25 protein-coding genes, 1 tRNA gene and 1 pseudogene are annotated in these 24,000 nt (G+C 33.6%); 20 read left to right on the plus strand and 7 right to left on the minus strand.

Annotated features, from left to right (window positions below; all coding sequences use genetic code 11):
- Window positions 1–125: 125 nt before the first annotated feature.
- Window positions 126–2,063 (minus strand): glucosamine-6-phosphate deaminase, encoded by a 1,938-nt coding sequence (gene nagB, locus BUB25_RS10255; RefSeq protein WP_072943884.1) that lies wholly within the window; start codon window positions 2,061–2,063, stop codon window positions 126–128.
- 632 nt (window positions 2,064–2,695) lie between these two features.
- Between nagB and BUB25_RS10260 the strand changes: the two genes are divergently transcribed.
- The 8 genes from BUB25_RS10260 (at window position 2,696) to BUB25_RS10295 (ending at window position 10,416) form a co-directional block, all read left to right on the plus strand.
- A complete protein-coding gene (locus BUB25_RS10260) occupies window positions 2,696–3,397 on the plus strand; it encodes a LytR/AlgR family response regulator transcription factor (protein ID WP_072943886.1) in 702 nt (233 codons plus the stop codon).
- 179 nt (window positions 3,398–3,576) lie between these two features.
- The gene (locus BUB25_RS10265; RefSeq protein WP_072943888.1) at window positions 3,577–5,013 is read left to right on the plus strand and encodes an MFS transporter; all 1,437 of its coding nucleotides are present in this window, start codon (window positions 3,577–3,579) and stop codon (window positions 5,011–5,013) included.
- 152 nt (window positions 5,014–5,165) lie between these two features.
- Window positions 5,166–6,350 carry a hypothetical protein gene (locus BUB25_RS10270; protein ID WP_072943891.1) on the plus strand — a complete coding sequence of 395 codons (1,185 nt, stop codon included), beginning with the start codon at window positions 5,166–5,168 and terminating at the stop codon, window positions 6,348–6,350.
- A gap of 129 nt (window positions 6,351–6,479) precedes the next feature.
- Window positions 6,480–7,475: a metal-dependent hydrolase gene (locus BUB25_RS10275; protein WP_072943893.1), complete on the plus strand. Its 996-nt coding sequence runs from the start codon at window positions 6,480–6,482 to the stop codon at window positions 7,473–7,475.
- A gap of 10 nt (window positions 7,476–7,485) precedes the next feature.
- The gene (locus BUB25_RS10280; RefSeq protein ID WP_084089494.1) at window positions 7,486–8,046 is read left to right on the plus strand and encodes a 2'-5' RNA ligase family protein; all 561 of its coding nucleotides are present in this window, start codon (window positions 7,486–7,488) and stop codon (window positions 8,044–8,046) included.
- 141 nt (window positions 8,047–8,187) lie between these two features.
- Entirely contained in the window at window positions 8,188–9,330 is a 1,143-nt protein-coding gene (locus BUB25_RS10285) for a saccharopine dehydrogenase family protein (RefSeq protein ID WP_072943895.1), read from the plus strand.
- 139 nt (window positions 9,331–9,469) lie between these two features.
- A complete protein-coding gene (locus BUB25_RS10290) occupies window positions 9,470–10,180 on the plus strand; it encodes a GYF domain-containing protein (RefSeq protein WP_139256905.1) in 711 nt (236 codons plus the stop codon).
- A gap of 32 nt (window positions 10,181–10,212) precedes the next feature.
- The gene (locus BUB25_RS10295; RefSeq protein WP_072943928.1) at window positions 10,213–10,416 is read left to right on the plus strand and encodes a YqaE/Pmp3 family membrane protein; all 204 of its coding nucleotides are present in this window, start codon (window positions 10,213–10,215) and stop codon (window positions 10,414–10,416) included.
- Between the two features lie 24 nt (window positions 10,417–10,440).
- Here the strand turns inward: BUB25_RS10295 and BUB25_RS10300 are convergent, their stop codons facing one another.
- The 4 genes from BUB25_RS10300 to BUB25_RS16625 all read right to left on the minus strand — a co-directional run bounded on the left by BUB25_RS10300 (window position 10,441) and on the right by BUB25_RS16625 (window position 11,975).
- Window positions 10,441–11,034 (minus strand): 2OG-Fe(II) oxygenase, encoded by a 594-nt coding sequence (locus BUB25_RS10300; RefSeq protein ID WP_072943930.1) that lies wholly within the window; start codon window positions 11,032–11,034, stop codon window positions 10,441–10,443.
- A gap of 158 nt (window positions 11,035–11,192) precedes the next feature.
- The gene (locus BUB25_RS10305; RefSeq protein WP_072943931.1) at window positions 11,193–11,567 is read right to left on the minus strand and encodes a YchJ family protein; all 375 of its coding nucleotides are present in this window, start codon (window positions 11,565–11,567) and stop codon (window positions 11,193–11,195) included.
- Between the two features lie 12 nt (window positions 11,568–11,579).
- The gene (locus tag BUB25_RS10310; RefSeq protein ID WP_072943933.1) at window positions 11,580–11,810 is read right to left on the minus strand and encodes a hypothetical protein; all 231 of its coding nucleotides are present in this window, start codon (window positions 11,808–11,810) and stop codon (window positions 11,580–11,582) included.
- An 18-nt stretch (window positions 11,811–11,828) separates the two neighbouring features.
- On the minus strand, window positions 11,829–11,975 hold the full coding sequence (locus tag BUB25_RS16625) for a hypothetical protein (RefSeq protein WP_170066902.1): 147 nt from the start codon (window positions 11,973–11,975) through the stop codon (window positions 11,829–11,831).
- A gap of 279 nt (window positions 11,976–12,254) precedes the next feature.
- Here BUB25_RS16625 and BUB25_RS10315 point away from each other — a divergent pair, with 279 nt between their 5' ends.
- Window positions 12,255–15,098 carry a PAS domain S-box protein gene (locus tag BUB25_RS10315; protein ID WP_072943935.1) on the plus strand — a complete coding sequence of 948 codons (2,844 nt, stop codon included), beginning with the start codon at window positions 12,255–12,257 and terminating at the stop codon, window positions 15,096–15,098.
- The gene (locus BUB25_RS10320; protein WP_072943937.1) at window positions 15,095–15,487 is read left to right on the plus strand and encodes a response regulator; all 393 of its coding nucleotides are present in this window, start codon (window positions 15,095–15,097) and stop codon (window positions 15,485–15,487) included. The genes BUB25_RS10315 and BUB25_RS10320 overlap by 4 nt, the downstream gene beginning before the upstream one ends.
- A gap of 54 nt (window positions 15,488–15,541) precedes the next feature.
- Here the strand turns inward: BUB25_RS10320 and BUB25_RS10325 are convergent, their stop codons facing one another.
- Window positions 15,542–16,099: a hypothetical protein gene (locus BUB25_RS10325; protein WP_072943939.1), complete on the minus strand. Its 558-nt coding sequence runs from the start codon at window positions 16,097–16,099 to the stop codon at window positions 15,542–15,544.
- An 88-nt stretch (window positions 16,100–16,187) separates the two neighbouring features.
- Between BUB25_RS10325 and BUB25_RS10330 the strand changes: the two genes are divergently transcribed.
- From BUB25_RS10330 to BUB25_RS10360, 7 genes and pseudogenes are all read left to right on the plus strand, one after another.
- The gene (locus BUB25_RS10330; protein ID WP_072943941.1) at window positions 16,188–16,436 is read left to right on the plus strand and encodes a hypothetical protein; all 249 of its coding nucleotides are present in this window, start codon (window positions 16,188–16,190) and stop codon (window positions 16,434–16,436) included.
- 152 nt (window positions 16,437–16,588) lie between these two features.
- Window positions 16,589–17,029 carry a KTSC domain-containing protein gene (locus BUB25_RS10335; protein ID WP_072943943.1) on the plus strand — a complete coding sequence of 147 codons (441 nt, stop codon included), beginning with the start codon at window positions 16,589–16,591 and terminating at the stop codon, window positions 17,027–17,029.
- A gap of 166 nt (window positions 17,030–17,195) precedes the next feature.
- Window positions 17,196–17,435: a hypothetical protein gene (locus tag BUB25_RS10340; RefSeq protein ID WP_072943945.1), complete on the plus strand. Its 240-nt coding sequence runs from the start codon at window positions 17,196–17,198 to the stop codon at window positions 17,433–17,435.
- A gap of 300 nt (window positions 17,436–17,735) precedes the next feature.
- A complete protein-coding gene (locus BUB25_RS10345) occupies window positions 17,736–18,512 on the plus strand; it encodes a DUF4369 domain-containing protein (protein ID WP_072943947.1) in 777 nt (258 codons plus the stop codon).
- 18 nt (window positions 18,513–18,530) lie between these two features.
- Window positions 18,531–18,917: pseudogene (locus BUB25_RS10350) on the plus strand (TlpA family protein disulfide reductase); the annotation flags it as partial.
- Window positions 18,918–19,091: 174 nt separating this feature from the next.
- Window positions 19,092–19,175 (plus strand) — tRNA-Tyr (locus BUB25_RS10355).
- A gap of 289 nt (window positions 19,176–19,464) precedes the next feature.
- Window positions 19,465–20,775, plus strand: coding sequence for a site-specific integrase (locus tag BUB25_RS10360; RefSeq protein ID WP_072943960.1), 1,311 nt, complete (start codon window positions 19,465–19,467; stop codon window positions 20,773–20,775).
- 350 nt (window positions 20,776–21,125) lie between these two features.
- On the opposite strand, the gene BUB25_RS10370 is transcribed toward BUB25_RS10360, so the two are convergent.
- The gene (locus BUB25_RS10370) at window positions 21,126–21,404 is read right to left on the minus strand and encodes a MerR family transcriptional regulator (RefSeq protein WP_072944228.1); all 279 of its coding nucleotides are present in this window, start codon (window positions 21,402–21,404) and stop codon (window positions 21,126–21,128) included.
- Between the two features lie 890 nt (window positions 21,405–22,294).
- Here BUB25_RS10370 and BUB25_RS16630 point away from each other — a divergent pair.
- Genes BUB25_RS16630 through BUB25_RS10380 form a run of 3 tightly spaced genes read left to right on the plus strand, consistent with a single transcriptional unit; the run spans window position 22,295 to window position 23,957 of the window.
- A complete protein-coding gene (locus tag BUB25_RS16630; protein WP_158234600.1) occupies window positions 22,295–22,465 on the plus strand; it encodes a hypothetical protein in 171 nt (56 codons plus the stop codon).
- The gene (locus BUB25_RS10375; RefSeq protein ID WP_072943964.1) at window positions 22,462–22,839 is read left to right on the plus strand and encodes a single-stranded DNA-binding protein; all 378 of its coding nucleotides are present in this window, start codon (window positions 22,462–22,464) and stop codon (window positions 22,837–22,839) included. The genes BUB25_RS16630 and BUB25_RS10375 overlap by 4 nt, the downstream gene beginning before the upstream one ends.
- A 44-nt stretch (window positions 22,840–22,883) precedes the next feature.
- Window positions 22,884–23,957 carry a DUF932 domain-containing protein gene (locus tag BUB25_RS10380; protein WP_072943966.1) on the plus strand — a complete coding sequence of 358 codons (1,074 nt, stop codon included), beginning with the start codon at window positions 22,884–22,886 and terminating at the stop codon, window positions 23,955–23,957.
- Window positions 23,958–24,000: the final 43 nt, after the last annotated feature.

Here is a 24,000-nt window from a genome sequence, read left to right on the forward strand (position 1 = left end):
ACAGAAAAAACTTAGCAAAAAAAAATACCGCTAATTCGCGGTATTTTTTTAGAAGCTAAAACTAAGCACATAAAAATGCATTATTGCAACTATTTATGTGTCCAATAAAATTTAGCTGCTGTTTTTTAATAATCAAAACGCTTAAAAGCTTCTATTGCTTCGTATTCTGCCAGACCTAAATCATCGTACAACTTTGCCGTATTCTTGTTGCGATCTTCAGCTCTTACCCAAAATTCTCTGGAGTCGTTTCCTTGAAACATAACTCTGTCTTTTTGAGATTGATGATACAAAATGGCGTGTCTTTTTAATAAAACCTCGTCCGGACTTAAAGGAACAGCCATATCTATTTCATGTAAATCCCACTCATGCCAAGCCCCACGGTACAACCACAACCAACAATCGTTCATATATGGTTCCGACTTCAATTGCTTCATCGCCGCAAAAATAGCATTCAAACAAACCTCATGAGTTCCGTGCGGATCAGCAAGATCACCGGCTGCAAAAACCTGATGCGGCTTAATTTTAGCAATAATATCGGCTACAATGGCGATGTCTTCTTTTGCTAAAGGATTTTTCTTTATTTGCCCGGTTTCATAAAAAGGCAAATCTAGAAAATGGGTGTTTTCATCTTTCAATCCTATATATCTTGTGGCAGCGTAGGATTCCCTTCTTCTGATTAATCCTTTCAATTTTCTAACTTCAAGCGAGTCGATTTCATTTTCTTTTTTATTATTCAAAAAGTCAATAGTGGACTGGAAATCTATATTGCCTTTATCCTTGCCCATAAAATCATTACAAACTTCCGCAAATTTTAATGCTTCATCATCCGTAACGGCAATGTTGCCGGAAGTTTGATAAACCACATGAACATCGTGTCCTTGTTTTATTAGTTTCGAAAAAGTTCCGCCCATAGAAATCACGTCGTCATCCGGATGCGGACTAAAAAGGATAATTCTTTTCTTGGCAGGATTGGCTCTTTCTGGTCTGTGTGAGTCATCTGTATTGGGCTTACCTCCCGGCCATCCGGTAATGGTATGCTGCAAGACATTGAACATATTAATATTCAAGTCATAAGCAGAACCTTCTTGCGCCAAAAGATCCGACATTCCGTTATTATTGTAATCCCTGTCTGTTAATTTTAAAATCGCCTGATTTGTTTTTTGACAAAGCCATACGATAGCCTTGCTTTTCAGTTCCGGTGTCCAAATGCATTCTCCAACCAACCAAGGTGTTTTGAATCGAGTCAGTTCTGAAGCTGCTGACTGATCCAAAACGAAAGTCGCATTGGTATGATTTTGCAGGAAAGTGGCGGGAATTTCTGAACTAATATCACCTTGAATGGTTCTCTTTATAATATCGGCCTTGTTTTGCCCCCAAGCCATCAATACAATCCTTTTGGATCTCAAGATGGTTGAAACTCCCATTGTGATGGCTCTTTTAGGAACATTGTCAATACCATTGAAATCCGAAGACGCATCCACTCTTGTGATATGATCCAATGTAATGATTCGCGTTCCTGAATTAATATGAGAACCCGGTTCATTGAAACCTACGTGACCTGTGCGCCCGATACCCAATAATTGAAAATCCAAACCACCGGCTTTTTTAATGTTCATCTCATAATCAACGCAATACTGATTCAATTCTTCAATTGCAACAGTTCCGTCGGGGATATTGATATTTTCCGGTTTTATGTCAATATGATTGAAAAGGTGCTGATGCATGAAATAATGGTAACTCTTACTGTTTTCTTTTGTCATTGGATAGTATTCATCCAAGTTGAAAGTGACAACATTTTTAAAGCTAAGTCCTTCCTCTTTATGCATGCGCACTAATTCTTCGTACACTTTTATAGGCGAAGAACCTGTAGCCAAACCAAGAACGCATGGCTTGTTTTTTTCCTGTTTAGACCTGATTAATTGTGCAATTTCTTGAGCGACAACTAAAGAAGCTTCGACGGAGTTTTTGAAAATTTCATTGTGAATTTTCTCAAATCTGGTATCTTCAAATTTACCTACGCTTTTATAGCTAATATCCGATTTGATTTTTAACGCATTTTTCATTTTTATTTTTTTTAATTGATTGATTAGACAATTATTATAGAAATATTATTTTTACAAATATCCTTTACTTGCTTTTAATCCGGTTCGTTTTGTTAATTTTATTTGATTTTCAATGAGATAAAAGTACCTAAACCGTTTTTCTGCCAAAAATAAATTATACAAACTACCCAATACTTTATACAAACGACAGGAATTATTCAATAAAGTGTTTTTTGATGTCATTAATAGGCTAAATCCATAGTATTGGAGATTTTCATCCAATAAAAGCCGATTTTAGTTTTCAAATTCTTTTTGAGTATATAAATAAAATACCTCAAATAATAAATCGAACATTGAGGCATCAAAATCCTTACTTTATTAATCATCTTCAATTAATTAAAAATACATTCGAGTACAGCAATCACCAAAATAATAATCTCATAATCAAGAGCATTTTAAAAATTATCAGCAAAGCGATTCAAGAATTAGAAATACTAAATATTTTTGTACTTTCACAAAATGCAAAAAACCAAGAAAGGGATTGTTTTATCTACTGCTAAAAAGAGACTGAAACTGGTTTTTCAAAACAATTTTACTGCACAAAAAACAGTAAAATTCAATTATTACATCCGATTAGAAATACCCATTCAAAAATGAAGATTAAATGTGTTTTGATTGATGATGAGCCGTTGGCCACAGAAGTATTGTTGAATTACTTCACTAATTTTACAGATTTTGAGATCATTGGCACGTTTCGCAATCCCATAGAAGCTTTGGAGTTTATAAACAGTAATACAGTAGATGTTGTCTTTTTAGAAATCCATATGCCGGTGATGACAGGATTTGAATTAATTCGATTAATTGGCAACAAAACTAAAGTTGTAATTACGACCGCTTTTAGAGAATTTGCCGCCGAAAGTTACGAATTGGATGTTTTGGATTATTTAGTAAAACCCATACCACTTCCTCGTTTTATCAAATGCATTCACAAAATCGAAGCCGATTACAATTTAAAGAATAATTTCAAAATTGAATCCCTTAAAATAGATCCGCATATTTTTATCAAAGTAGATAAGAAAATGGTAAAAATTATTATCGATGAAATTCTGTTTATCGAAGGAATGAAAGAATACATCAAGCTCGTAACAGCCGATAAAAGCTATATCACCCACAAATCATTAACTTCTTTGTCAGAAGAATTGCCGCAAGATCAATTTACCCGCATCCATAAATCTTACATTATTGCTGTCAACAAAGTAAAATCTATTGAAGGAAATAGAATACAAGTTCATTCTCATACCCTTCCGATAGGCCGGAACTACAGTAAGGATGTGAAAATAAGGATTTTAGAATAAGACAAATAACTCCCAAAAATTTTTCAAAATCATTAAAATAGGCCGTTGATAATAGAAATATTGTCGATTGTATAATTTTAATCAATTTTCTTATAAATAATTTTTTTTTAATTTACTTAAAAGATACTTTTACCAACTGAACTAATTTAATAATCTAAAAATTTAACCTAACTTTAATTATGAATTCAGAAAATTCGCAAACCAAATGGGGGCAATTTATCCCTTTAGCCATTGTCTTCTTTTTTTGGGGATTTGTTGCTGCCAGTAATGATATTTTAATTCCAGTTTTCAAAACAGCCTTTAATCTAACACAAGGCGAAAGTCAATTAGTCTCATTAGCTTTTTATATAGCCTATACAGTAGGTTCACTGATATACATGGGAATTTCTGTTTTAATTAAAGAAGATATTGTAAACAAAATAGGTTACAAAAATGGATTAGCTTTAGGATTGGCTATTTCAGCTTTAGGAACCTTATTATTTTATCCGGCTGCCAATACAGGTTCATTTCCTTTAATGTTATCCGGTTTATTTATTGTGGCATTGGGTTTCTCTTTACAACAAACTGTTGCCAATCCACTAGCTATTGCATTAGGACCTATTTCAACTGGTTCCCAGCGTTTGACTATGGCCGGAGGAATCAACAATCTAGGAACTACCATTGGTCCGCTTATCGTTAGTTTTGCCATTTTTGGAACCAATACAAACGGAAGTACTAATATGAGTATAGAAAGTGTAAAAATCCCTTATCTTATCTTAGGACTTGCCTTCTTGTTAGTAGCGATCTTATTGAAATTTTCATCTATTCCAGAGCGTCCGGCAACCATTTTAGAAGTGGCTGATGAAAATGCTTCTACAAAAAAATCAGCATTGCAATATCCTCAATTGGTTTTAGGAATGATTGCCATCTTTTTATATGTTGGAGTTGAAGTATCTACAGCCAGTAATTTACCGGCATATATGGAAACCCATTTAGGATTTTTGACACATGAAGTTGCTCCATACATTTCTTTATACTGGGCGAGTTTGATGATTGGTCGTTGGACTGGAGCTGTTGAAGCTTTTACCAATGATCTTAGTTTGAGAAAAATATTGCGTTTTTTAGCTCCTTATTTAGCTTTTGGAGTATTCTTAGCTGTAAATGCAATTGCTAAACATGATTTAACTCCTTTTTATGTTTATGGTTTAATCATTCTTGTACTTATTGCAGCTGATATTGCCAGTAAAGGAAACCCTGCCAGAATGCTACTTATATTCTCATCTTTAGGAATTTTAGCCCTTTTAATAGGAATGTTTACCCATGGAATGGTTAGTGTTTATGCTATTACAAGCGTTGGTTTGTTCTGTAGTACCTTGTGGCCTTGTATCTTTACTTTAGCAGTAAGTGGCTTAGGTAAAAATACCAGCCAAGGAAGTAGCTTCTTAATCATGATGATCATGGGTGGAGGAATTATCAGTTGGTTACAAGGTTTTATCTCGGAGACCATTGGTATCCAAAACAGTTATATCGTTGGAGTTTTGTGCTTTGCCTACTTAGCATTCTATGCTTGGAAAGTAAGCGGAATCCTTAAAAGTCAAGGAATTAATTTTGACTCAAAAATAGCTGGAGGACATTAATTACATCTATTAAAAATATTAAATTGCAATAGAAATTAATACTTCATACTGAATAAATTAGAAAACCACCAAATAGTTGTTTGGTGGTTTTTTTATGGCAATGATTTTGAGTTTCCAATTTAAAAAAAATATATTTGTTTAAAATTTAACCTATGAAAAAAACTATACTTTTATTTTCCTTTATAATCCTTGTGGCTGCTTGTGGAGCTAAACAAACACGTAGTCTGCTTTCGTCAGGGAATTATAATGAAGCGATTAATAATGCGGTATCAAACTTAAGAACAAACAAAGACAAAAAAGGGAAACAAGACTATGTGTATATTCTCGAAGAAGCCTTTGCTAAAGCCAAAGAACGAGATTTAAATTATATAAATTTATTGGCCAAAGATGCTAATCCGGCGCAATTAGAAAAAATGTATACGACCTACTTGCAATTAAATGAGCGCCAGGAAAAAATCAAACCTTTGCTTCCCTTGCGATTAATTAATGAAGGTAGAAATGCTATTTTTCCTTTTGATAATTATAATGACCAAATCATAGACAGTAAAAATGCTTTATCGGCTTATTTGTATTCCAATGCAAAAAAATTGCTTTTGACTTCTGATAAAATGAATTTTCGCAAGGCTTATGATGATTTAGCTTATTTGAATCAGATAAATCCAAACTACAAGGATGTCTTGAAATTGATGGATGATGCTAAATTTAAAGGAAACGATTATGTTATGGTTAATACTAAAAATGAAACCAACATGATTATCCCCGTTCGTTTGCGCAACGATTTGTTGGATTTTAGTACCTATGGGTTAAATGACAAATGGACCGTTTACCACAGTAACAAGCAAAAAGGCATTAATTATGATTATACGATGATGATTAATTTTAGAGAAATAAACATTTCGCCTGAGCAAATCAAAGAGCGAGAATTTATCAAAGAGCGTCAAATAAAAGACGGTGTTAAGAAACTATTAGATGCCAATGGAAAAGAAGTATTGGACAAGGATGGCAAAGTGGTTATGGTGGACAATCTTAGAAAAGTAACGGTTCAGATTTATGAATTCAGACAATTTAAATCCTCTCAAGTCACCGCAAAAGTGGATTACATAAATTATAAAAACAATCAACTTTTACAATCTTTTCCGATAAGCAGTGAATATATTTTTGAGAATATCTATGCTACTTATAAAGGGGACAAACGCGCTTCTGACGATAATTACTACTCTTATTTTGACAAAAAAGCCGTTCCTTTTCCTAGTAATGAACAAATGATTTATGACACTGGCGAAAATTTAAAGGCCAAAATAAAAGACGTTATTAATAGAAATCCATTTAACAGATAGATTTCATTACTGTCAAACTGAAAAGTTATTTAGAAAAATATTTGAGTTTTATTGCCCGCTCCTATTTTCTAAATAACTTTTCTCTTTTTAAAGCCCGTAAAAATAATACAATCAACCGTAAAATTATAAATGGATTCAATAACCCAAATTGCTTTAGGAATTGCCGTTGCCGAAGTTTGTGCAGGGAAAAAACTTAAAAACAGCAGCTTTTTATACGGTGCTATTTTGGGAACAATTCCTGATATAGATGTTTTAGTGGGTTTATTCCTAACAGCTGTTGAGGGAATTAGAATTCACCGAGGTCTTAGTCATTCTCTTTTTTTATTTCTTTTTCTATCGCCTTTTTTTGGCTGGCTTGTTAGCAAAATTGAAAGAGGAAAAATAAACTTCCTTAGTGCTACAAATATGGTTTTTTGGTGCCTCTTCACCCACGTACTACTCGATATGTTTACTTCTTGGGGGACACAAATTTTATGGCCACTTGAGCATCGTTTTGCTCTAAAAACTATATTTGTAATTGATCCTTTGTATACTATTCCCTTACTTATCACGCTAGTAATGCTTTGGAAAACAAAAGAAATACCGCTTCGTCAAAAATACGTTTGGAAAGGCTTATTCATTAGCAGTGCTTACCTGATTTTATCCTGCTTTATAAAATTATATGCTTTAAATCAATTTGAAAAGGCATTGAAGAACCAAGGAATCCAATATACTGAAATTATAGTAAAACCAACGGCTTTTAATCTCATTTTATGGAATGCAAACGTGTCTACAGCAGATGATTACTTACTTGGCGATTATTCGCTTCTGGACAGCCAAGCTATTTCTTTTACTTCTTATTCGAAAAACACAACTTTAGAATCGAAATTAAAAGGAAACTCTGATTTTGAAAAGCTCAAAAAAGTGAGTGAAGGCTGGTATATCATTTCTCAACAAAATGAAAACTTGTACTTCAATGATTTGCGTTTTGGCCTCTTGAACGATAATCCTAAAGATCCACAGTTTGCTTTCAGTTATCAATTTATCGTAACTGATTCCGGCTTAAAAGCAATCGAAGTGCCAAAACAAAAACGAGATGGAAAACTATTGCTGAACAGAATTTTAAACCGAATAAAAGGAAATTAATTATCATAGTATGCAGAATCGTTATTCCCTAGTAATCAGTCCACCCGATGTTATTATTGATTTGGTTAAATCCATGAAAGAGCAATTAGCAGATCAAATTGGTTGGTTTCACAGTAAAAATTCCTTGGCGCATATTACCATCAATGAATTTATGGCTACCGAAGCTGAAATCGAGAACATCAAGAAGCAGCTGGCTACTATATCAGATGCTCTGGAGCCAACAACAGTCTGTTTGAATCATTTTGACAACTATCCTAACGGCGCTTTTTTTATCGCCCCAGACGAAAATTCAACCGAAAAGCTGAAGAAAATAATCAAACACATCCATCAATTCTTTCGCACTAAAACACTTTTTAAAAATAACGAACCCCATCTTTCCATTGGACGCCAACTAAAATCGGATCAACTAACAACAGCCTACCGAACATTTACTCACGTCGACATGAATTTTCTTTGTGACAATGTTACTTTGCGCCGTTTTGATCCAAACAAAAAACAATTTGAAATAATCGACCATTTTATGTTTAATAATAATCCAAATTCCTCCTTTGTGCAGGGAACACTTTTTTAGTCTGACTTTTTCCTCTCGCAAAATCTACAATTCAGCATTGCTTAGATTTGATAACAAAAAAACTATCTCGGTAAAACCCAAAATAGAAAGCGTAAAATTTTCTTAAATAGTATTTCAAGAAAAAAAACGTAACTTTAAGATATGAAAAAGCATTATAACATTATTATTGCCGGCGCTGGTGGTATTGCCGAAGCTGTTGCCTTACTATTGAACGAATGGAGTGAACTGACTCCAACTATTTTCATTGGCGACAGGAGTCTTCCCAAAGCTCAAAATGTAGCCCAATGGATTCAAGAAGGCAGTACAAAACCCTCTAATATCAAAGCTTATCATTTACCAGAAAATGGAATTTCTGACGAAATGAAAGCCATCCTACAGCAAGGAGATATCATTCTCGACTGCTTACCCGGTAGTCAGGCACCTAGAATAGCGCAGTTTGCCAAGGACTACGAACTGCATTATGCAAACCTTACAGAATACGTTTCAGAGACCGAAAAAATAATAACTTTGGCCAAAGGAGCTAAAACAGCCTTTATACTTCAAACCGGTCTTGCACCCGGCTATATTGATTTGCTTGCTCATGGTCTTTTTCTACAATTTTGTAAAGACTATAAAGTGAATACCGTCGATAAATTGGAGTTAAAAGTAGGAGCGCTTACAAAGCATGCCGTAGCTCCCCATTTTTATGGTTTTACTTGGAGCCCAGTAGGTGTTGCCACAGAATATCTTAAAGATACAATTGTACTGAGAAACTATATCAAAACCACACTTCCTTCCTTATCCGAAAGAGCCACAATTATCATTAACGGCACCGCTTATGAGGAAGATTTAACCTCTGGTGGCGCAGCCGATTTACCGGATGCACTTATTGGAAAAGTAAATTCACTGAGCTACAAAACCTTGCGATTTCCGGGACATTATGCTTGGGTTGATAAGCAAATTTCGAATTTTAAAAACTCCAATGACCTCATTAAACAGCTGCAGCAAAAAATGGAATCCGTCATACCACATATTGAAGACGATCAAATTGTACTCTATGCCGCAGTAGAAGGTAAAGATGAAGAAGGTATTTTGCGCAGACGCGAAATTGTAAAACAAATACTTCCTCTAAAAGTAGGTAAAAATCAATTGCGAGCCATTCAAACCACAACGGCAGCTCCATTAGCCCAAGCGGCTCAACTGCTACTTGAAGGCAATTATTCCGGTATTTTGCTTCAAAGCCAAATTGATCCTTTCCTCTTTTTGAACGGAAAATTTATCACAAACGTCTACGGAAAATTCTAAAAGAATAATTCCATTTTTCGAAACTTAATTTCAAGTATAACATCCGATATGAATTCGAAAAAACAACTCATAAAAATGATTTGTTTTTGTACTTTTGAAATATAAAGAATCGCAAAAAATAAAAAGCCTCAATACTAAAATGAACACTTATTACCTACACGACGGAAATGAAAGTAGCGGTCCATTTGGACTGGAGGAATTAAAAACTAAGAAAATTACCAGTACAACTCCGGTTTGGTGTCAAGGCATGGTGGATTGGAAAAATGCTGGCGAAGTACCTGAATTGAGGAGTCTTCTAATGATTGTACCGCCACCTATAAAAGTAAGTGCACCGATACCTGAAGTCGAAAAGATCAAAAAAAATCATCTTATTTTTGGAATCAAAAGAAGCTACTTTTATTTAGCTTCCACCTTATTGCTTCTAATTATTGGTACATTTATTTTTAATATAGTTCGTGAAAACAGAAGAGCCGACTTAGAATTAAAAAACAGGATTACTGAAAAAGACAACCAACAATACCTGATACAACAAAAAGAGATTGAACAGCAAAAAAAACTGCTCGCTGAACAAGAACAAATGGAAGCAGAAAGAATTGCTAGAGAAAAAAAAGAAACGATTACCAATAGACTTTTGGAAATCCAAAATACTCTTTCGGACAATAATAACAATTTGGAAATCTTCAAAAAAAAATTAATCGATGCTTCCGATTTTAAATTTTTTAGAACCGCCGAAGAGAAAAGGGAAGAAATCAATCTGATTCATAATCAAATTCAATCCTTGAAAAAGGATATTGAAAAATTAGAACAAGAAAACAATCAATTAAAACTAGAATTAGAAAGAGTTCACTAATAAATGCTCTGCCAAAAAACGAAACCAAAAACATGAGATATGTAATTGCCTTTTTTTTACCTTGGTTGTCTTTAATATTACAAGGAAAAATTCTGTCTGGAGTTATTTGCTTGTTTTTACAAATCACAATTATTGGATGGATTCCGGCTTGCATTTGGTCATTTACCGCTTTAAATAGAATGTATGCCGACCGAAGAACTCAAAAAATAGTACAGGAAATCAGAAGGAATAATTGAGTTTTTTCTAATCTGTTTTATTTCTTAATCGCATTTTAACCATCCTGTAATACTCATTCTGGTCTTTTGTGTTACCAAAACCTCATGTACTAATTCATCACTTTTAAAGAAAACGGTTTTCCCTTGAGTTGGTGCTATTTTTTGATTGTTATTGAGTTGATGTATCAATAGTTCTCCTCCGTCACTACTTTGCCAATTGCTGTTTAAATAACTGATCATGGAGTATTTTCGGCTGGGATTATTCTTGAACTGATCTAAGTGTTTCAGGTAAAAATCGCCTTTTTCGTATAAGGAATAGTGAAACTCGTAGCCCGTTATTCCGGTGTAGCAACTTTGATTTAAATAGATTATAAAAGCTTCTATCTGCTTAAAAAAAACATTCTCAAACGAATTATTGTTTTTCTTATCTAACCAATAAATTGAATCACTTCTCACGGCACTATCATAAGAAATAAGTTCTGAATTTCCTGTTCCTGCTTCGATCAATAAACTTTTTTGCTGCAAAGCAAGTAAATTTTGTTTCAGATTGTTCGCTAAATCATCGCTTAAAAAATTTTCAGAAATCCCTACTTTATTTTCAATATATGAAGCAATAAGTGCTTCAAAGTTATTTTTCATGGCTGTTTAAATTGGCTGTATAGACAGCCAACGTTGTAAGGTACTATAAATTAGTACTTATCTAACAAACAAGCAATACTATTTCAACCAAAATATATCCGGTGTACAAATAAGCTAGAACTCTAGTTTGGTCATTTTGTCAAGTGTAGCGTAGCTTTTTAGAAAAAAGTACCGTCAACATAATACCATTTCCCATTTTCAAGTTTAAAAATAGAGTGTTCATGATGAATCTCAGATTGAAGTTGGTTATTGATATAAAAAGCCTTAAAAGTCACTGAATTTATTGAGGAATTCAATACCAACAATTTAATCCATTGATTGCTTGTTGCCCATTCTAGAATATCCTCTCTTTTATGGTGCTTGCGGGTTGAAAAATGGGTAGTTGCTACTAAATAATCTGCGTTATGGGTAGCAAAAGCGGAATAACGGGAACGCATCAAAGCCTCCGCTGTAGGTGCATGTTTCGTTCCACTGATATAGGGTTTGCAACAGTTTTCAAATTCGAGTTGTGAACCACAATAGCATTTTATCATTTTATAAAACAGTTATAGATGTCCATTAAGTGCCACTATTCTTTGATGCAATTGATTCAATAATACCTGATATTTACTAATTTCAATTAAATCCTCATCATCTTCAGAAAAATCAAGCAGATCATCTAATTCCTCACTAACTTCTACCAATTTATTATTAGCTTCTTTAGCATTTTTATTAGCTATTAAATCTATAATTTCCTGAACATTTGCTTTTAAAGCATTCAATTTATGGTCTTCCATATCCTTTATAGTTTAAATTTATTCTGAAGATTTAGTATCATTAAATTTCTTTACAATCTGCTTTAGTTTTTCCTTACGAAGCATTTGAGCTTGTTTTGCTTTGTCTTGGGCTTTGTGCAATTTGTCGTTATGTTTTTTGATGTTTTTTTCGTTATTTCTACTCATTTTTTAAATATTTTAATGTAACAAAACCTTGTTTTTCCCATTCTGGACAACAAAGTTCGGCCAACTGCAAAGTTCGTTTTTTTAATTCAAACTAGATGGCTTTTACTTGATCAAAGTTTAGCTTTTTAACTTGTAAGCTAAATCCGTTTTTAATTTTTAATTGTTTTAAAATTAACACTAAATTTAGATAGAAAACTTCTTTTTTTATGCTTACTAAACTTTTTTATATATATTTATCGCATTATAAAAAGTTAGCCCAAAACCTACCAAATAATATAAATGGATTCTGAAAAAAAGTGGTCCCAATTCATCAATTGGCTTTTAAAAAAACCAAAAAGTATTGGCTTTTTCATATCTCTTTTCCTGAGCGTTATTGTTTTTTATATCGTTTCACAACAATATCAAATTGCAAAAAAAAATGAACATCTGGAAATGGATAACTCATTAAAAGCGATTAATCAAAATATTGACCAATCACTTAAAAACTGTTATACCGCTGCGCTTACACTAGCACTTACGCTCAATAATGACGGTATTCCTGAGGACTTTGAAGCTATTAGTAAAAAACTATTGCAATCTAATAATAGTATTGATGCTGTACAATTAGTTCCCAATGGTGTCATTCGATATGTTTATCCTTTCAAAGAAAATCAAGCCGCTTTAAATTTTGATATTTTAAAATCGAAAGAGCATCAAAAAGAAGCCTTAAAATCCATTACAACTAAAAAAATGTATTTTGCCGGTCCATTAGAATTAAAACAAGGTGGCATTGGGATTGTAGGGAGATTCCCCGTTTATATCAAAAATAAATTTTGGGGATTTTCGGCCGTCATTATTAAACTGAATACCTTATTAAAAATATCTGGAATTAACTCGATTAACAAGTCAAAATATTCTTTCCAAATCTCGAATAAAAACCCGCTCACACAAAAAGAAGATTTTTTCTTGCCCTACGCAGGCGATTTATCTAAGACTTATTATGTAACCAACACAATTCCTGATGGTGACTGGAAACTATATTTGATAGCTAAAAACCCTAATAGCTTTTTCATTCCGCTTTTGCTACCCGCTGCATTAGGTTTTATTTTGGCAGCTTTATTTGGTTTTTCGATAACATTATTATTAAAAAAACCAGCCGAATTACAACTATTAGTCAATGAGCAGGCATCGAATCTTGAAGAAAGTGAAATAAAATTCAAAACTATTTTTGATCAGGCTTCTGTGGGAATTGCTCAGATGGATTATAATACCGGAGATTTCATCCAGATTAATAAAAAATACTGCGAAATGCTGGGCTACACTCCATTGGAAATGAAAAATAAAAATTTTCAATCTGTAACCCATCCTGAAGATTTAGAAACCAGCTTGTCTTATATGAAAAAGCTCAAAGAAGGAAAAATAAGAGAATATTCAATCGAAAAAAGATACTTAACCAAATCTGGCGGAGTCTTTTGGGGAAAACTTTCCATTTCTCCTTTTTGGGAAACAAATCAAAAAAACACAACTCACATTGCAATTGTTGAAGACATAACATTAAGAAAAGAAAACGAGAATTTAATTCAAAAAAGTCAATTGCGATTTAAAAGTTTATTTAACAACTCTCCTGTAGCGCTTTGGGAACAAGATTATTCAGCTGTAAAAAAGCATCTAGAATCCCTGAATCTGATTAACGAAAGCCCAGAAAAAGTTTCTCTTTATTTAAATACAAATCCTGATTTACTATTAAAATGTTTCTCATTGGTAAAAGTTATTGATGTCAATAAACAATGTCTTATTCAATATGCTCCAAGAACCAAAGAGGAAATCCTCAATAATAACAGCATTATTTTTGACAAAGAAGCCATTCCTTCTTTTACAAAACATCTGATAGCGATTTGTAAAGGGCAAAATTATTTAAAAATGGATGCCCAAATAAAAAACCCAAAAGGAGAAATAAGAGATATCAATCTTATTTATAGCGTGGTCAAAGGCTATGAAGAAACGCTGGAAAGAGTCATCATATCTACGGAAGATATTACTGATCGAAAAAAAGATGAAAAACTGATTTTAAATTCACAGCAAAAAATCGAATCCCTTATAAACACTATAGACGGAATCGTTTGGGAATGTGATATTCAAACCTTACATTTTAATTTCATCAGTAAAAAAGTAGAAAACATCTTAGGATATACAGCTGACGAATGGTTAGCATGTCCCACTTTTTGGCAGGATCACATCTATGCTGATGATCGTGAGCATGTGTTAAAATACTGCTCGGACAAAGTCATTGAAAATTTAGACCATGATTTTGAATATCGAATGGTGGCCAAGAACGGTGCTATAGTCTGGCTAAGAGACATCGTAAATATCGTCTATGAAAACAAACAAGCCTTGAGTATGCGCGGTATTATGATTGACATAACTAAAACCAAAGAAATCGAAAAAGATTTGAACAATTCCTTCCATTTGGTCAACGAACAAAATAAGCGATTATTAAATTTTTCATATATCGTTTCACACAATTTAAGATCGCATACCAGCAATATTTCATCTATCATTAATTTGATTGAAACTTCAGAATCCGAAGAAGAAACCAAAGAAATGGTACAATTATTAAAATCAGTTTCAAATTCTCTTAATGAATCTATTTTCAATCTGAACGAAATTGTAGATATTCGAAAAAACGCCAATTTAATTACCGAAAAACTAAACCTTAAACAATATATTACAAATGCTTTAACCGTTCTTTCGGACCAAATTAAGAATAAAAACGCAAGAATTATATGTACTGTTGAAGACACGATTGAAGTGAATTATAATCCGGCCTATCTCGAAAGTATCTTGTATAACCTTCTTTCTAATGCAATTCGCTATAGCCATATAGAACGAAATCCTACAGTCTCTATTTCTTGTTCTGAAGAAAACAGCAAAAAAATACTGAAAGTCTCAGATAATGGCATAGGAATAGATTTAGTCAAAAATGGTGACAAGATTTTTGGAATGTACAAAACATTCAGTAACAACCCTCATTCCAAAGGAATTGGATTATTTATAACAAAAAACCAAATTGACGCTATGGGTGGAAAAATAAGCGTAGAAAGCGAACCTAACATAGGAACAACATTTAAAATCTGTATTCAATGAAAAAGAAAGTATGGGTAATTGATGATGACCCTATCTACCAAATCATCGCAAATAAAGTAATTCAAAAATCTAAAATGTTTGCAGAGTCTGAATCTTTCAAAAATGGAAAAACAGCTATTGATGCTTTAAATGGCCTAGTCAAAAATACTGAATTACTTCCGGATTTAATTCTGCTAGACATCAATATGCCCATTATGGATGGTTGGGAATTTATGGAGAAAATGAGTATTATTAAACCTATAATCAACAAGCAAATTCTTATTTATATAGTAAGCTCTTCCATAGCTCAAGAAGACAAAACAATGGCAAAAAATCATCCAGATATTTTAGGCTATCTGTCAAAACCACTGTCAATAGATGACTTGGTGCTTATTGCTTCGAATGATTAGAAGAGTTTTCTTTTAATCATTCGATTATAATTGGTATCAAAAAAAAAAGTTTTTTTACTGATTTTGTAATGCTATTTTCCTTTTTATTTCCTCCAAAGTTGCTGTAGTAAAAATCAATTCGTCAATGATTTCTTTTCTTAAAACATCCAAATCCTCGTATTCAAAATATTTGGCCCATGAATTCAGATTAAAAAGATTACGAATCTGCTTTATTTTCTTTGTTGTTTCAAAACTCGTTCGCAGAATCGCTTTGCCATCATAATTTGGATTGTTTTTATGTTGATAATTCACGGTTCTCTTCACATAATCAGCCTCTAAATAATACAATTCATCCAAGGCATTGTCAGGATAAAAATTATCCCATGAAGCATAACCCAACTTAGTTTTAGAAGTTGACTCGGGCTCCATAGGCTCTAAACGCCATTTACTATTGGCTAATCTTCCCCAATGATTCGACAATCGATACATTCCCTTAGCAGTATAATAGTAAGAACTCCCGGATTTACTTTGATACTGTATCGATAATCCAGCAATTGCATCCAAAGACATTTCATCAAAAACACAAAAGGTATTCTTAAATGAATTAGGGCTAGGTCGAAAGTTTTTTTCCATGGGCAAATATAACCAGAAAGCGCAGAACATGAAAACACAAGTTATAATTGATTAACTTTGCCAATTCAAAATATTAAAAAAAAAGATTATGACTAAAGATGCCGAAGAAAAAATGCTTCAAAAAGGAGTTTTTACAGGAATCATTGAAAAGGACGAAAACAACAATTTTTTTTGTGGTGAATATCTTTTAGACTATAAAATGGTTATGGCTAAGCACGCTGTTGGTGATTGGATTACTATAAAATCAATTATTGAAAATCCAAGCGATATCAGTTACAATAAGTACCCTAAAAAGTCAAAAAACTTTGATAAAGCAAACAATAAACCACAACAATAATTTATCAATTAAAATAAATAAAAGCTCATTTTATGATTTTTTTTTTACTACAAAGTAAAAACTTAAAAAAAAGTGTACCTTTGCAAAAAATTGTTGATTTTGGAATTATAGTATAATAATTCCATATTAAAAGACAAGTAGTTACCATATTTATGAAAAAAATAGTTGAATACCGCAAGCTGCTAAACGTAGACAAAACTGCAGAGTTAAAAGATTTAAAAACCATCTACCGCAATGCGATGAAAGAAGCGCATCCTGATAAATTTCAAGGAGATGAAGCTGGTCTAAAAGCTGCTGAAGAAAACAGTAAAAAAATTATTGAAGCCTACCATTTCTTGGTAAGTATCAATCCGGAAACGATCAAACAAAACTTACCAGAATATACAGAAACAATTAGCACTTCAACAATTACGGATTACAAATTCGTTGAAGGTCGATTAATCATCAACTTTTCTAACGGAAGTGTTTATGAATACATTAGTGTACCAAAAGCAACTTATGTAAAAATGGTAAATGCTGATTCTCCTGGAAGATTTGCAAAAAGACACATTCTTAACTCTTTTACTTGGAGAAAAACAATTAACCAAGATTAGATTTAAAACAGAATAAATTTAGAAAAGCATCCTCATCTCGAGGATGTTTTTTTTTATGCTCTACTATTTCCTTATTTCAAGTTTAAAAACAAAGAAAACCATTGCTAATTTAACTTCCTTTTAGTACTTTTAACAGCAGATCTAAACAAACCTAAACTTTTTTATAATGGATGACCCTTGTCGCTTATATAAATCGCAATACAAAAAAGCAAAAGAAACGCTAGATCAATTATTAGTACAAAAAGCTGAAATCGATTTTAAATTAGAATCAAACCCTATTAGTGCTTCCTTGCATAAGGATTTAAGAACAATAAATCTAGAAATCAAAATTACGCAGAACGAGCTAGAACATGCTGAGTCCAATATACAGGATTGTGAACAGAAACACAATCTGACTAAAAATTAAGACAGCTGCTGCGCTACTAATTTACATTCCATATTTTCCAACAAAATTTATCTGTTACACATCAAACTGTAGCAGATTTTGCATGTGCAACAATAAATAACAATCTAAATATCAACTAAGACAATATTTCTGCTATTTAAAACAATTACTAATTGAATATGTCAAAAAAATAAGAAACGAATAAAGAGGTTTTGATTTTTGGCATTGTAAAATATAACAAAAAATTAGCTCACAAAAACATTTATACTTTGATAAAATTAAATACTTTTGCACACTTAACTTAATTAACTAAATTAAATAATGAAAAAAATAGTTTTATTACTTTCAGCTACTGTTGTTTTTATTTCTTGTAGCAAAGTCGGAAAAGATGAATTCCTAATCACAGGTACTGCAACCGGTATTGAAAACGGGAAAACAATAATCCTGGAAACACCTGATGAAAACGGTATGGGAGTAGTTTCTATCGATACTGTAAAAGTTGAAAACGGTAAATTTGAAATCAAAGGAAAAGTTACCGAACCTTCTTTCCACATGTTACAATTAGAATCAGAAGCTGGTAAAGCCCCTTATTCTAAAGTTCTTTTTATCCTGGAAAACGGAGAAATCAATATTGCTATAGACAAAGACAGTATCCATAAATCTAAAGTTTCAGGCACTTACAGCAATGACGAGTATGCTAAATTTAATGAAGAGATGAAAGTAGTTCAAAAGAAACTAATGGATTTTCAAAATAAAAACATGCAAGCTATGAAAACAGCACAAGAAACTAAAGATACTGCTGTTATCAATAATCTAATGAAAGGCTATTCAAAAATACAAGAAGAAGTAGGTGTTGCGTCTAAAACAAAATACACAACTTATTCTGAAACACACCCAAAATCATTCATCAGTGTTTTAATCGTACAAGGAATGCTTAATGACCCAAGTGCTGATATTAAAAAAACAGAAGCAATTTACAATAGCTTAGATGAAACTTTAAAAAATTCTAAACCAGGTAAAGCTATAAAAACGAGACTTACTGAAATGAAATCGCCTTCTGTTGGTGCCAGTGCTCCAGCTGTAGGTGACGCTAAATGAACTTCTAATTTTTCTGCTCCTAATCCTGACGGAAAAGTCATTTCTCTAAAAGAGAGCTTAGGAAAAGTTACCATTGTAGATTTTTGGGCGTCTTGGTGCGGTCCTTGTCGTCAAGAAAATCCTAACGTAGTGGCAATCTATAAAGAGTTTCACTCAAAAGGATTAAACATTATAGGAGTTTCACTAGACAAAGATGCTGCTAAGTGGAAAGAAGCCATTGCAAAAGATAAATTAACCTGGACTCAGGTTTCTAATCTGAAGTTTTGGGATGAACCGATAGCCAAACAATACCAAGTTGAATCTATTCCTGCTACTTTTATTCTGGATGCTTCCGGAAAAGTAGTTGCAAAAGACTTAAGAGGCGACGAACTTAGAGCAAAAATCAAAGAACTTTTGGCTAAATAGTCTGTTTCTTCAATCAAAATTAAAATCTCCCTAGTGGAGATTTTTTTTTATTTTATTCAATACCAATACGTTAAAAATAATACTAAAATTAAGTGCAAAATTAGTTTGTAGAAACGAAAACTGTTTCTATATTTGCACCGCTAACAACAACTAAGTGTTGTACTCAAAGGCTTCGGGGAGATACTCAAGCGGCCAACGAGGGCAGACTGTAAATCTGCTGTGAAAACTTCGCAGGTTCGAATCCTGCTCTCCCCACCAAAAGGGTAAAAGAAGCAAAAAGGCAACTTTTTCAATCTTTTCAAAAACCCGCAAAAAACGTGGTAAAACCTGCAAATCCAAGGATTCGCAGGTTTTTTTGTTTTAAAGCACTTTTCAATATTTATAAAAACGCTGAAAGTTTCTATGGCAAAATCGTGGCACATTACCGTGTTCGCAAAATGTGCCACAGAATACCACTTAAACACTAGTAAATACAGAGGTTAACGAGGTTAACGACTTGTTTTTTTGATGCTATAATTCTACATTTATTAATCTAAAAAGTTGAATTATGTTAGAGAGCAGCTTTGGGTTGGTTTTCTTTTTGAAAATCCCCCGCAATGAAAGTAAAATTAGAACAGTTTATCTTAGAATAACTGTAGATGGAATCCCTAAGGAAACATCCACCAAACGAAAATGGGACAGCGCCCGCTGGGACCAGAAAACCGAAAGGGCTATCGGCACCAAAGAAGATGCGAGATCCCTTAACTTTTTTCTGGATTCACTGATTTTAAAAATCAATGAATACAAGACCGACATCATGTACAGCGGAAAACCGATAACTTCCCAAAAGATCATGGATTACATATTAGGAAACGTTACTCCAAGGGTTAAAGTACTAGAAGAATTTCAAAAACATAATGATGAAATGACTGCCTTACTGGGAAAAGGATATGCTAAAGGAACTCTTGATCGTTTTACCATTACGATAAATCATTTAAGGTCATTTATTCGATTTAAATTTAATACTGATGATATTGAATTTACAGATCTAAATCTTGAATTTATTAAGGACTTTGAGTTTTACCTGAGAACAGTGCGAAATTGCAGCAACAATACCACGCTTAAATACATTGCTAATTTTAAAAAAATTGTCATTCGTGCAATCGATAAGGAAGTCATCCTAAAAGACCCTTTTAAAAACTTTAAAAGCCGAAAAACCAAAATAGTTAAGAAACCTCTTTCCACACAAGAACTGTATGAATTGGAAAGGCATTATTTTACCACAGAAAGACTTAATGTCGTCAGAGATGTATTTGTATTCCAATGTTACACGGGATTGGCTTACATCGACGCATATCAATTAAAAAAAACCGATATCAAAGATGGTATTGACGGGAATTCTTGGATAATGTCTGAAAGACAAAAAACGGGTTCTCCTACAAATGTCCCACTATTGCCTCAAGCACTCAAAATAATTAAGAAATATAAAGAACACCCTCTTTGCTTAAAGCGTGGCACCGTTTTACCAGTTTCTTCCAACCAGAAAATGAACGAGTATCTTAAAGAGATTGCGACTCTATGCGGTTTTCCCTTCACATTAAATACACATATGGCACGTCGAACCTTTGGAAGTACAGTTACATTAAACAATAATGTCCCCATTAATGTAGTTAAAGAAATGCTAGGCCATGCTTCTGTTAAACAGACGGAAGCCTATGCCATTACAGAACAGGTAACTATTGGACGCGAAATGTCACTGCTCAATAAAAGATTGACTAAAACGTCCTTTAAGATGTCCAAAGTAGATTTAGCTGTACTTTCAAGATTAGAAAAAGATATAAAAACAATTAAGGAAAAATATAATATACCCTCATCTTAATTCATATACCGGAAACATAAATAAATAGTACAACAAAGAGGTTATCTCATTAGTTATGAGATAACCTTTTTTCATGTAGTTCAACTTCGCTCCTATAGTCTGGATGGTATGAGGGGCTGTACTTGAAATATCCAAAATCTTGAAGCTGTTTAAAGTATTTATGGTATGTTGGCAGTGTATTTATGTGCGACAATGCCATTATTTTACTGCGACTAACTTTGATTCTCTGCCATTGTCTCTGCCTGTAACCTAAATTTAGAATTGCCGCTAAAATGGCCAGATGCCATACGTTAAGCCTTGAATCATCCATACAAATGGATAAATAGTTCATGATTTGGTCTTCACTTGGTTTATTTGTCTGATTCATCATTGAAAAGTTTCTGAAGATCTTCTTTATTGTAATAATACGAACCCAGAACTTTTTTAAATCGGACTTTCTGTGTCACTCTGAGATTCTGCACTGAACCTGCAGAGATATCCAGCAGCTTTTTAACAGCCTTACTTTTGAGCCATTCTGGCTGTACTAATTCCGTTTGCGCAGGAGTGGTCTCTTGAACTATAATGCGCATTTTATCTAATAATTGCAGACCAAACTGCCTTAAATCTTCTTTTGTTATAATTTCTTCCATAACATTTTTTTTAAAATTTGACTGTCGCATATTTTCATTTACCAAAAAATAAATTCTGCTTTTTTGATTTCTTTTTTTTAATCGGTACAATTACTAAATTATTACAATGGTATAGAAATAATCAACCTTCGACTTTAAAAGGAGATTTTTGGCTATGATTGGCTGTTTATCAACTCCTGGTAATTAATTTTTAGTAGAGGCAACTTCAAAAATGCTTTCAAAAACGAGCCTTAAGCAAACGAATCATCCTCGGTTTGAAGAAAACCTTTCTCGATAGTATTTTGTAATTTTTGCCGAGATTTTTTTTGCAATTCTCCTTATTCGTAAATCTCACCCTGATAAGTATTAGTTTGATGTTCTATAACTTTTCCATTCTACAGTGCATCACCTTTTCTATCGGTATAGTCTCTAGTTTAGTATTTTTTTTCGGCCCATATCGCTCCTTATAAATCATGAATATCATCCCCAGTGATTAATATGACATGCAATCTAAAAATGATACAATCTTATTAGAGAAAATGTCTTTCTCATGGTACTATTTGTCCTTATTTGGAATCCAATATCTTCAAAACAAATATTTGACGGATTAAGACTTCGATCAGTTATTCTAGCTATTTTTTTTTTACCATTTTATCTCATTTAACTTCCTTTCTTCCTATTTCATTTGGTGAGGAGCACGGATGCTTGGTTCTTTTTTTCAGGAGCAAAGGTATTTACGGGCTCTTAACGGATAACCAAGGTCAGGCCCTTTGAGGTTTTGAATAAAATCTCCACCCATGCGGGTTGTATTTTTCTCAAAAACCTTGGTTTTCCTAAACCCTACCTTTTTATGCTCATGAAACAAAACAAGCATACTCCGGCTCTTTACACGAATAAAAAAAATGTCACATATGAAAAACAATGACTTAAATATTACAAATGAAACAAAACAGCGCCTCCTCTCATTGCCGAATAAATATTTTAAAAAAATAGGCAAACCTAATAAGGCTCACAGAGGAGAACAGATTGAAAGAAAATCAAGTGTAACAATAGTGAATAACAGTAAAAAAAGAAAATCATGAACATCATCGGAAGACTGACAAGGGATGCAGAAGTACGCAGAACGTCACAGGAAAAACAAGTAGTAAACTTTTCGGTAGCTACTAACGACAGCTACAGAAACAAGCAGGGCGAACGCATAGAGCAGACAACATACTTCGACTGTGCGTATTGGCTTAGTGCAAAAGTAGCGCAGATACTTACAAAAGGTACGGTGGTAGAACTGACAGGCAGAGTAAGTGCAAGGGCGTGGACAGGCAATGACGGACAACCACACGCAGGGCTGAACTTCAACACCTCGCAAATCAAACTGCATGGGGGTGGCAAAAAATCAGAAACGGTGCAGGCTCACGCAGGAAACAGCAACGATAAGGAAAATGACGACCTCCCATTTTAATCAAGAGCATTCAAACAATTATCAAATTTTTAAATCATTTTATCATGGCACATAATATCAATTTCAACAGCACAACAGGACGTTATTCATTCTTTAGCGTAAAAGAAAAAGCGTGGCACGGCTTAGGGCAAATCGTAGCGCAATACCCTACAAGCGAAGAAGCAATCAAGCACGCAGGATTAGATTATGAAGTCATAAAAACACCACTATATACCAAAGGTTCGGGCATCATCGAAACCAGAAACGGTATTGAAATAGGCAGTAGCGAATTGGAAGTACCTTCCTATTATGCCAATATCCGTGCCGATAACAATGCCGTATTGGGCGTGGTTGGCAAAGACTATCACATCGTACAAAACCGTGAAGCATTCAATTTTTTTGATGCTATTGTAGGTGGTTCACAAGGAATATTGTACGAAACCGCAGGAGCATTGGGACAAGGGGAACGCATCTTTATCACTGCCAAACTACCCGACTATATCCGAGTAGGAAATGGCGATGATGTAACGGAAAAGTACATTTTCCTGACCACTTCACACGATGGCAGTGGAAGCATAACAGCAGCCTTCACCCCTATCCGTATTGTTTGCCAAAATACCCTTAACGCCTCGCTTCGTTCGATGAGCAACGTGGTACGCATCAAACATACTTCGGGAGCAAAACAGCATTTGGAAAATGCCCACAAGGTTATGGGATTAGCGGATACCTTAAGCAACCAGTTAGAAGGAATATTCAACCAATGGGCTAAAGTAAAGGTGACTGACCAAGAAGTAAAAAAACTAATCCAATTGGCTCTTTGCCCGAACAAGGAAACATTGGATTTGCTTAAAAAGGGTGCGGAAGATGAAGTTTCCACCGTGTTCAAAAATGTGGTGCAAGATGCCTTTGCATACGCTATGACAAGCGACACTCAACAAATGGATACCACCAAAGGCACATTGTTCGGGGCGTACAATGCCGTGACAGGCTACTATCAGAATGTACGCAATTACAAAGATGATGAAGCCAAGTTACAAAGTATTGTAATGGGTGGAACAGCTCAAATGAAATCACAGAAAGCATTTGAATTATGTACTGCCTTTTCAATAAACGGCTCGGAAATCTTAAATCTCAATTAATAACTACAGGCGATTGCCTTTACAGGTGGTCGCCTATTTAAAA

Origin of the sequence: Flavobacterium granuli, assembly GCF_900129705.1 — a bacterium.
Classification (GTDB): Bacteria; Bacteroidota; Bacteroidia; order Flavobacteriales; family Flavobacteriaceae; genus Flavobacterium; species Flavobacterium granuli.

Bases quoted from the DNA above. Each gene is read 5' to 3' on its own strand.
- BUB25_RS10315 (WP_072943935.1), top strand. From the start codon at position 12,255: ATGGATTCTGAAAAAAAGTGGTCCCAATTCATCAATTGGCTTTTAAAA.
- BUB25_RS10375 (WP_072943964.1), top strand. From the start codon at position 22,462: ATGAACATCATCGGAAGACTGACAAGGGATGCAGAAGTACGCAGAACG.
- BUB25_RS16630 (WP_158234600.1), top strand. From the start codon at position 22,295: ATGAAAAACAATGACTTAAATATTACAAATGAAACAAAACAGCGCCTC.
- BUB25_RS10305 (WP_072943931.1), bottom strand. From the start codon at position 11,567: ATGATAAAATGCTATTGTGGTTCACAACTCGAATTTGAAAACTGTTGC.
- BUB25_RS10280 (WP_084089494.1), top strand. From the start codon at position 7,486: ATGCAGAATCGTTATTCCCTAGTAATCAGTCCACCCGATGTTATTATT.
- BUB25_RS16625 (WP_170066902.1), bottom strand. From the start codon at position 11,975: ATGAGTAGAAATAACGAAAAAAACATCAAAAAACATAACGACAAATTG.
- BUB25_RS10270 (WP_072943891.1), top strand. From the start codon at position 5,166: ATGAAAAAAACTATACTTTTATTTTCCTTTATAATCCTTGTGGCTGCT.
- BUB25_RS10290 (WP_139256905.1), top strand. From the start codon at position 9,470: ATGAACACTTATTACCTACACGACGGAAATGAAAGTAGCGGTCCATTT.
- nagB (WP_072943884.1), bottom strand. From the start codon at position 2,063: ATGAAAAATGCGTTAAAAATCAAATCGGATATTAGCTATAAAAGCGTA.
- BUB25_RS10310 (WP_072943933.1), bottom strand. From the start codon at position 11,810: ATGGAAGACCATAAATTGAATGCTTTAAAAGCAAATGTTCAGGAAATT.
- BUB25_RS10275 (WP_072943893.1), top strand. From the start codon at position 6,480: ATGGATTCAATAACCCAAATTGCTTTAGGAATTGCCGTTGCCGAAGTT.
- BUB25_RS10295 (WP_072943928.1), top strand. From the start codon at position 10,213: ATGAGATATGTAATTGCCTTTTTTTTACCTTGGTTGTCTTTAATATTA.
- BUB25_RS10380 (WP_072943966.1), top strand. From the start codon at position 22,884: ATGGCACATAATATCAATTTCAACAGCACAACAGGACGTTATTCATTC.
- BUB25_RS10300 (WP_072943930.1), bottom strand. From the start codon at position 11,034: ATGAAAAATAACTTTGAAGCACTTATTGCTTCATATATTGAAAATAAA.
- BUB25_RS10335 (WP_072943943.1), top strand. From the start codon at position 16,589: ATGAAAAAAATAGTTGAATACCGCAAGCTGCTAAACGTAGACAAAACT.
- BUB25_RS10340 (WP_072943945.1), top strand. From the start codon at position 17,196: ATGGATGACCCTTGTCGCTTATATAAATCGCAATACAAAAAAGCAAAA.
- BUB25_RS10285 (WP_072943895.1), top strand. From the start codon at position 8,188: ATGAAAAAGCATTATAACATTATTATTGCCGGCGCTGGTGGTATTGCC.
- BUB25_RS10260 (WP_072943886.1), top strand. From the start codon at position 2,696: ATGAAGATTAAATGTGTTTTGATTGATGATGAGCCGTTGGCCACAGAA.
- BUB25_RS10325 (WP_072943939.1), bottom strand. From the start codon at position 16,099: ATGGAAAAAAACTTTCGACCTAGCCCTAATTCATTTAAGAATACCTTT.
- BUB25_RS10360 (WP_072943960.1), top strand. From the start codon at position 19,465: ATGTTAGAGAGCAGCTTTGGGTTGGTTTTCTTTTTGAAAATCCCCCGC.
- BUB25_RS10345 (WP_072943947.1), top strand. From the start codon at position 17,736: ATGAAAAAAATAGTTTTATTACTTTCAGCTACTGTTGTTTTTATTTCT.
- BUB25_RS10265 (WP_072943888.1), top strand. From the start codon at position 3,577: ATGAATTCAGAAAATTCGCAAACCAAATGGGGGCAATTTATCCCTTTA.
- BUB25_RS10370 (WP_072944228.1), bottom strand. From the start codon at position 21,404: ATGGAAGAAATTATAACAAAAGAAGATTTAAGGCAGTTTGGTCTGCAA.
- BUB25_RS10330 (WP_072943941.1), top strand. From the start codon at position 16,188: ATGACTAAAGATGCCGAAGAAAAAATGCTTCAAAAAGGAGTTTTTACA.
- BUB25_RS10320 (WP_072943937.1), top strand. From the start codon at position 15,095: ATGAAAAAGAAAGTATGGGTAATTGATGATGACCCTATCTACCAAATC.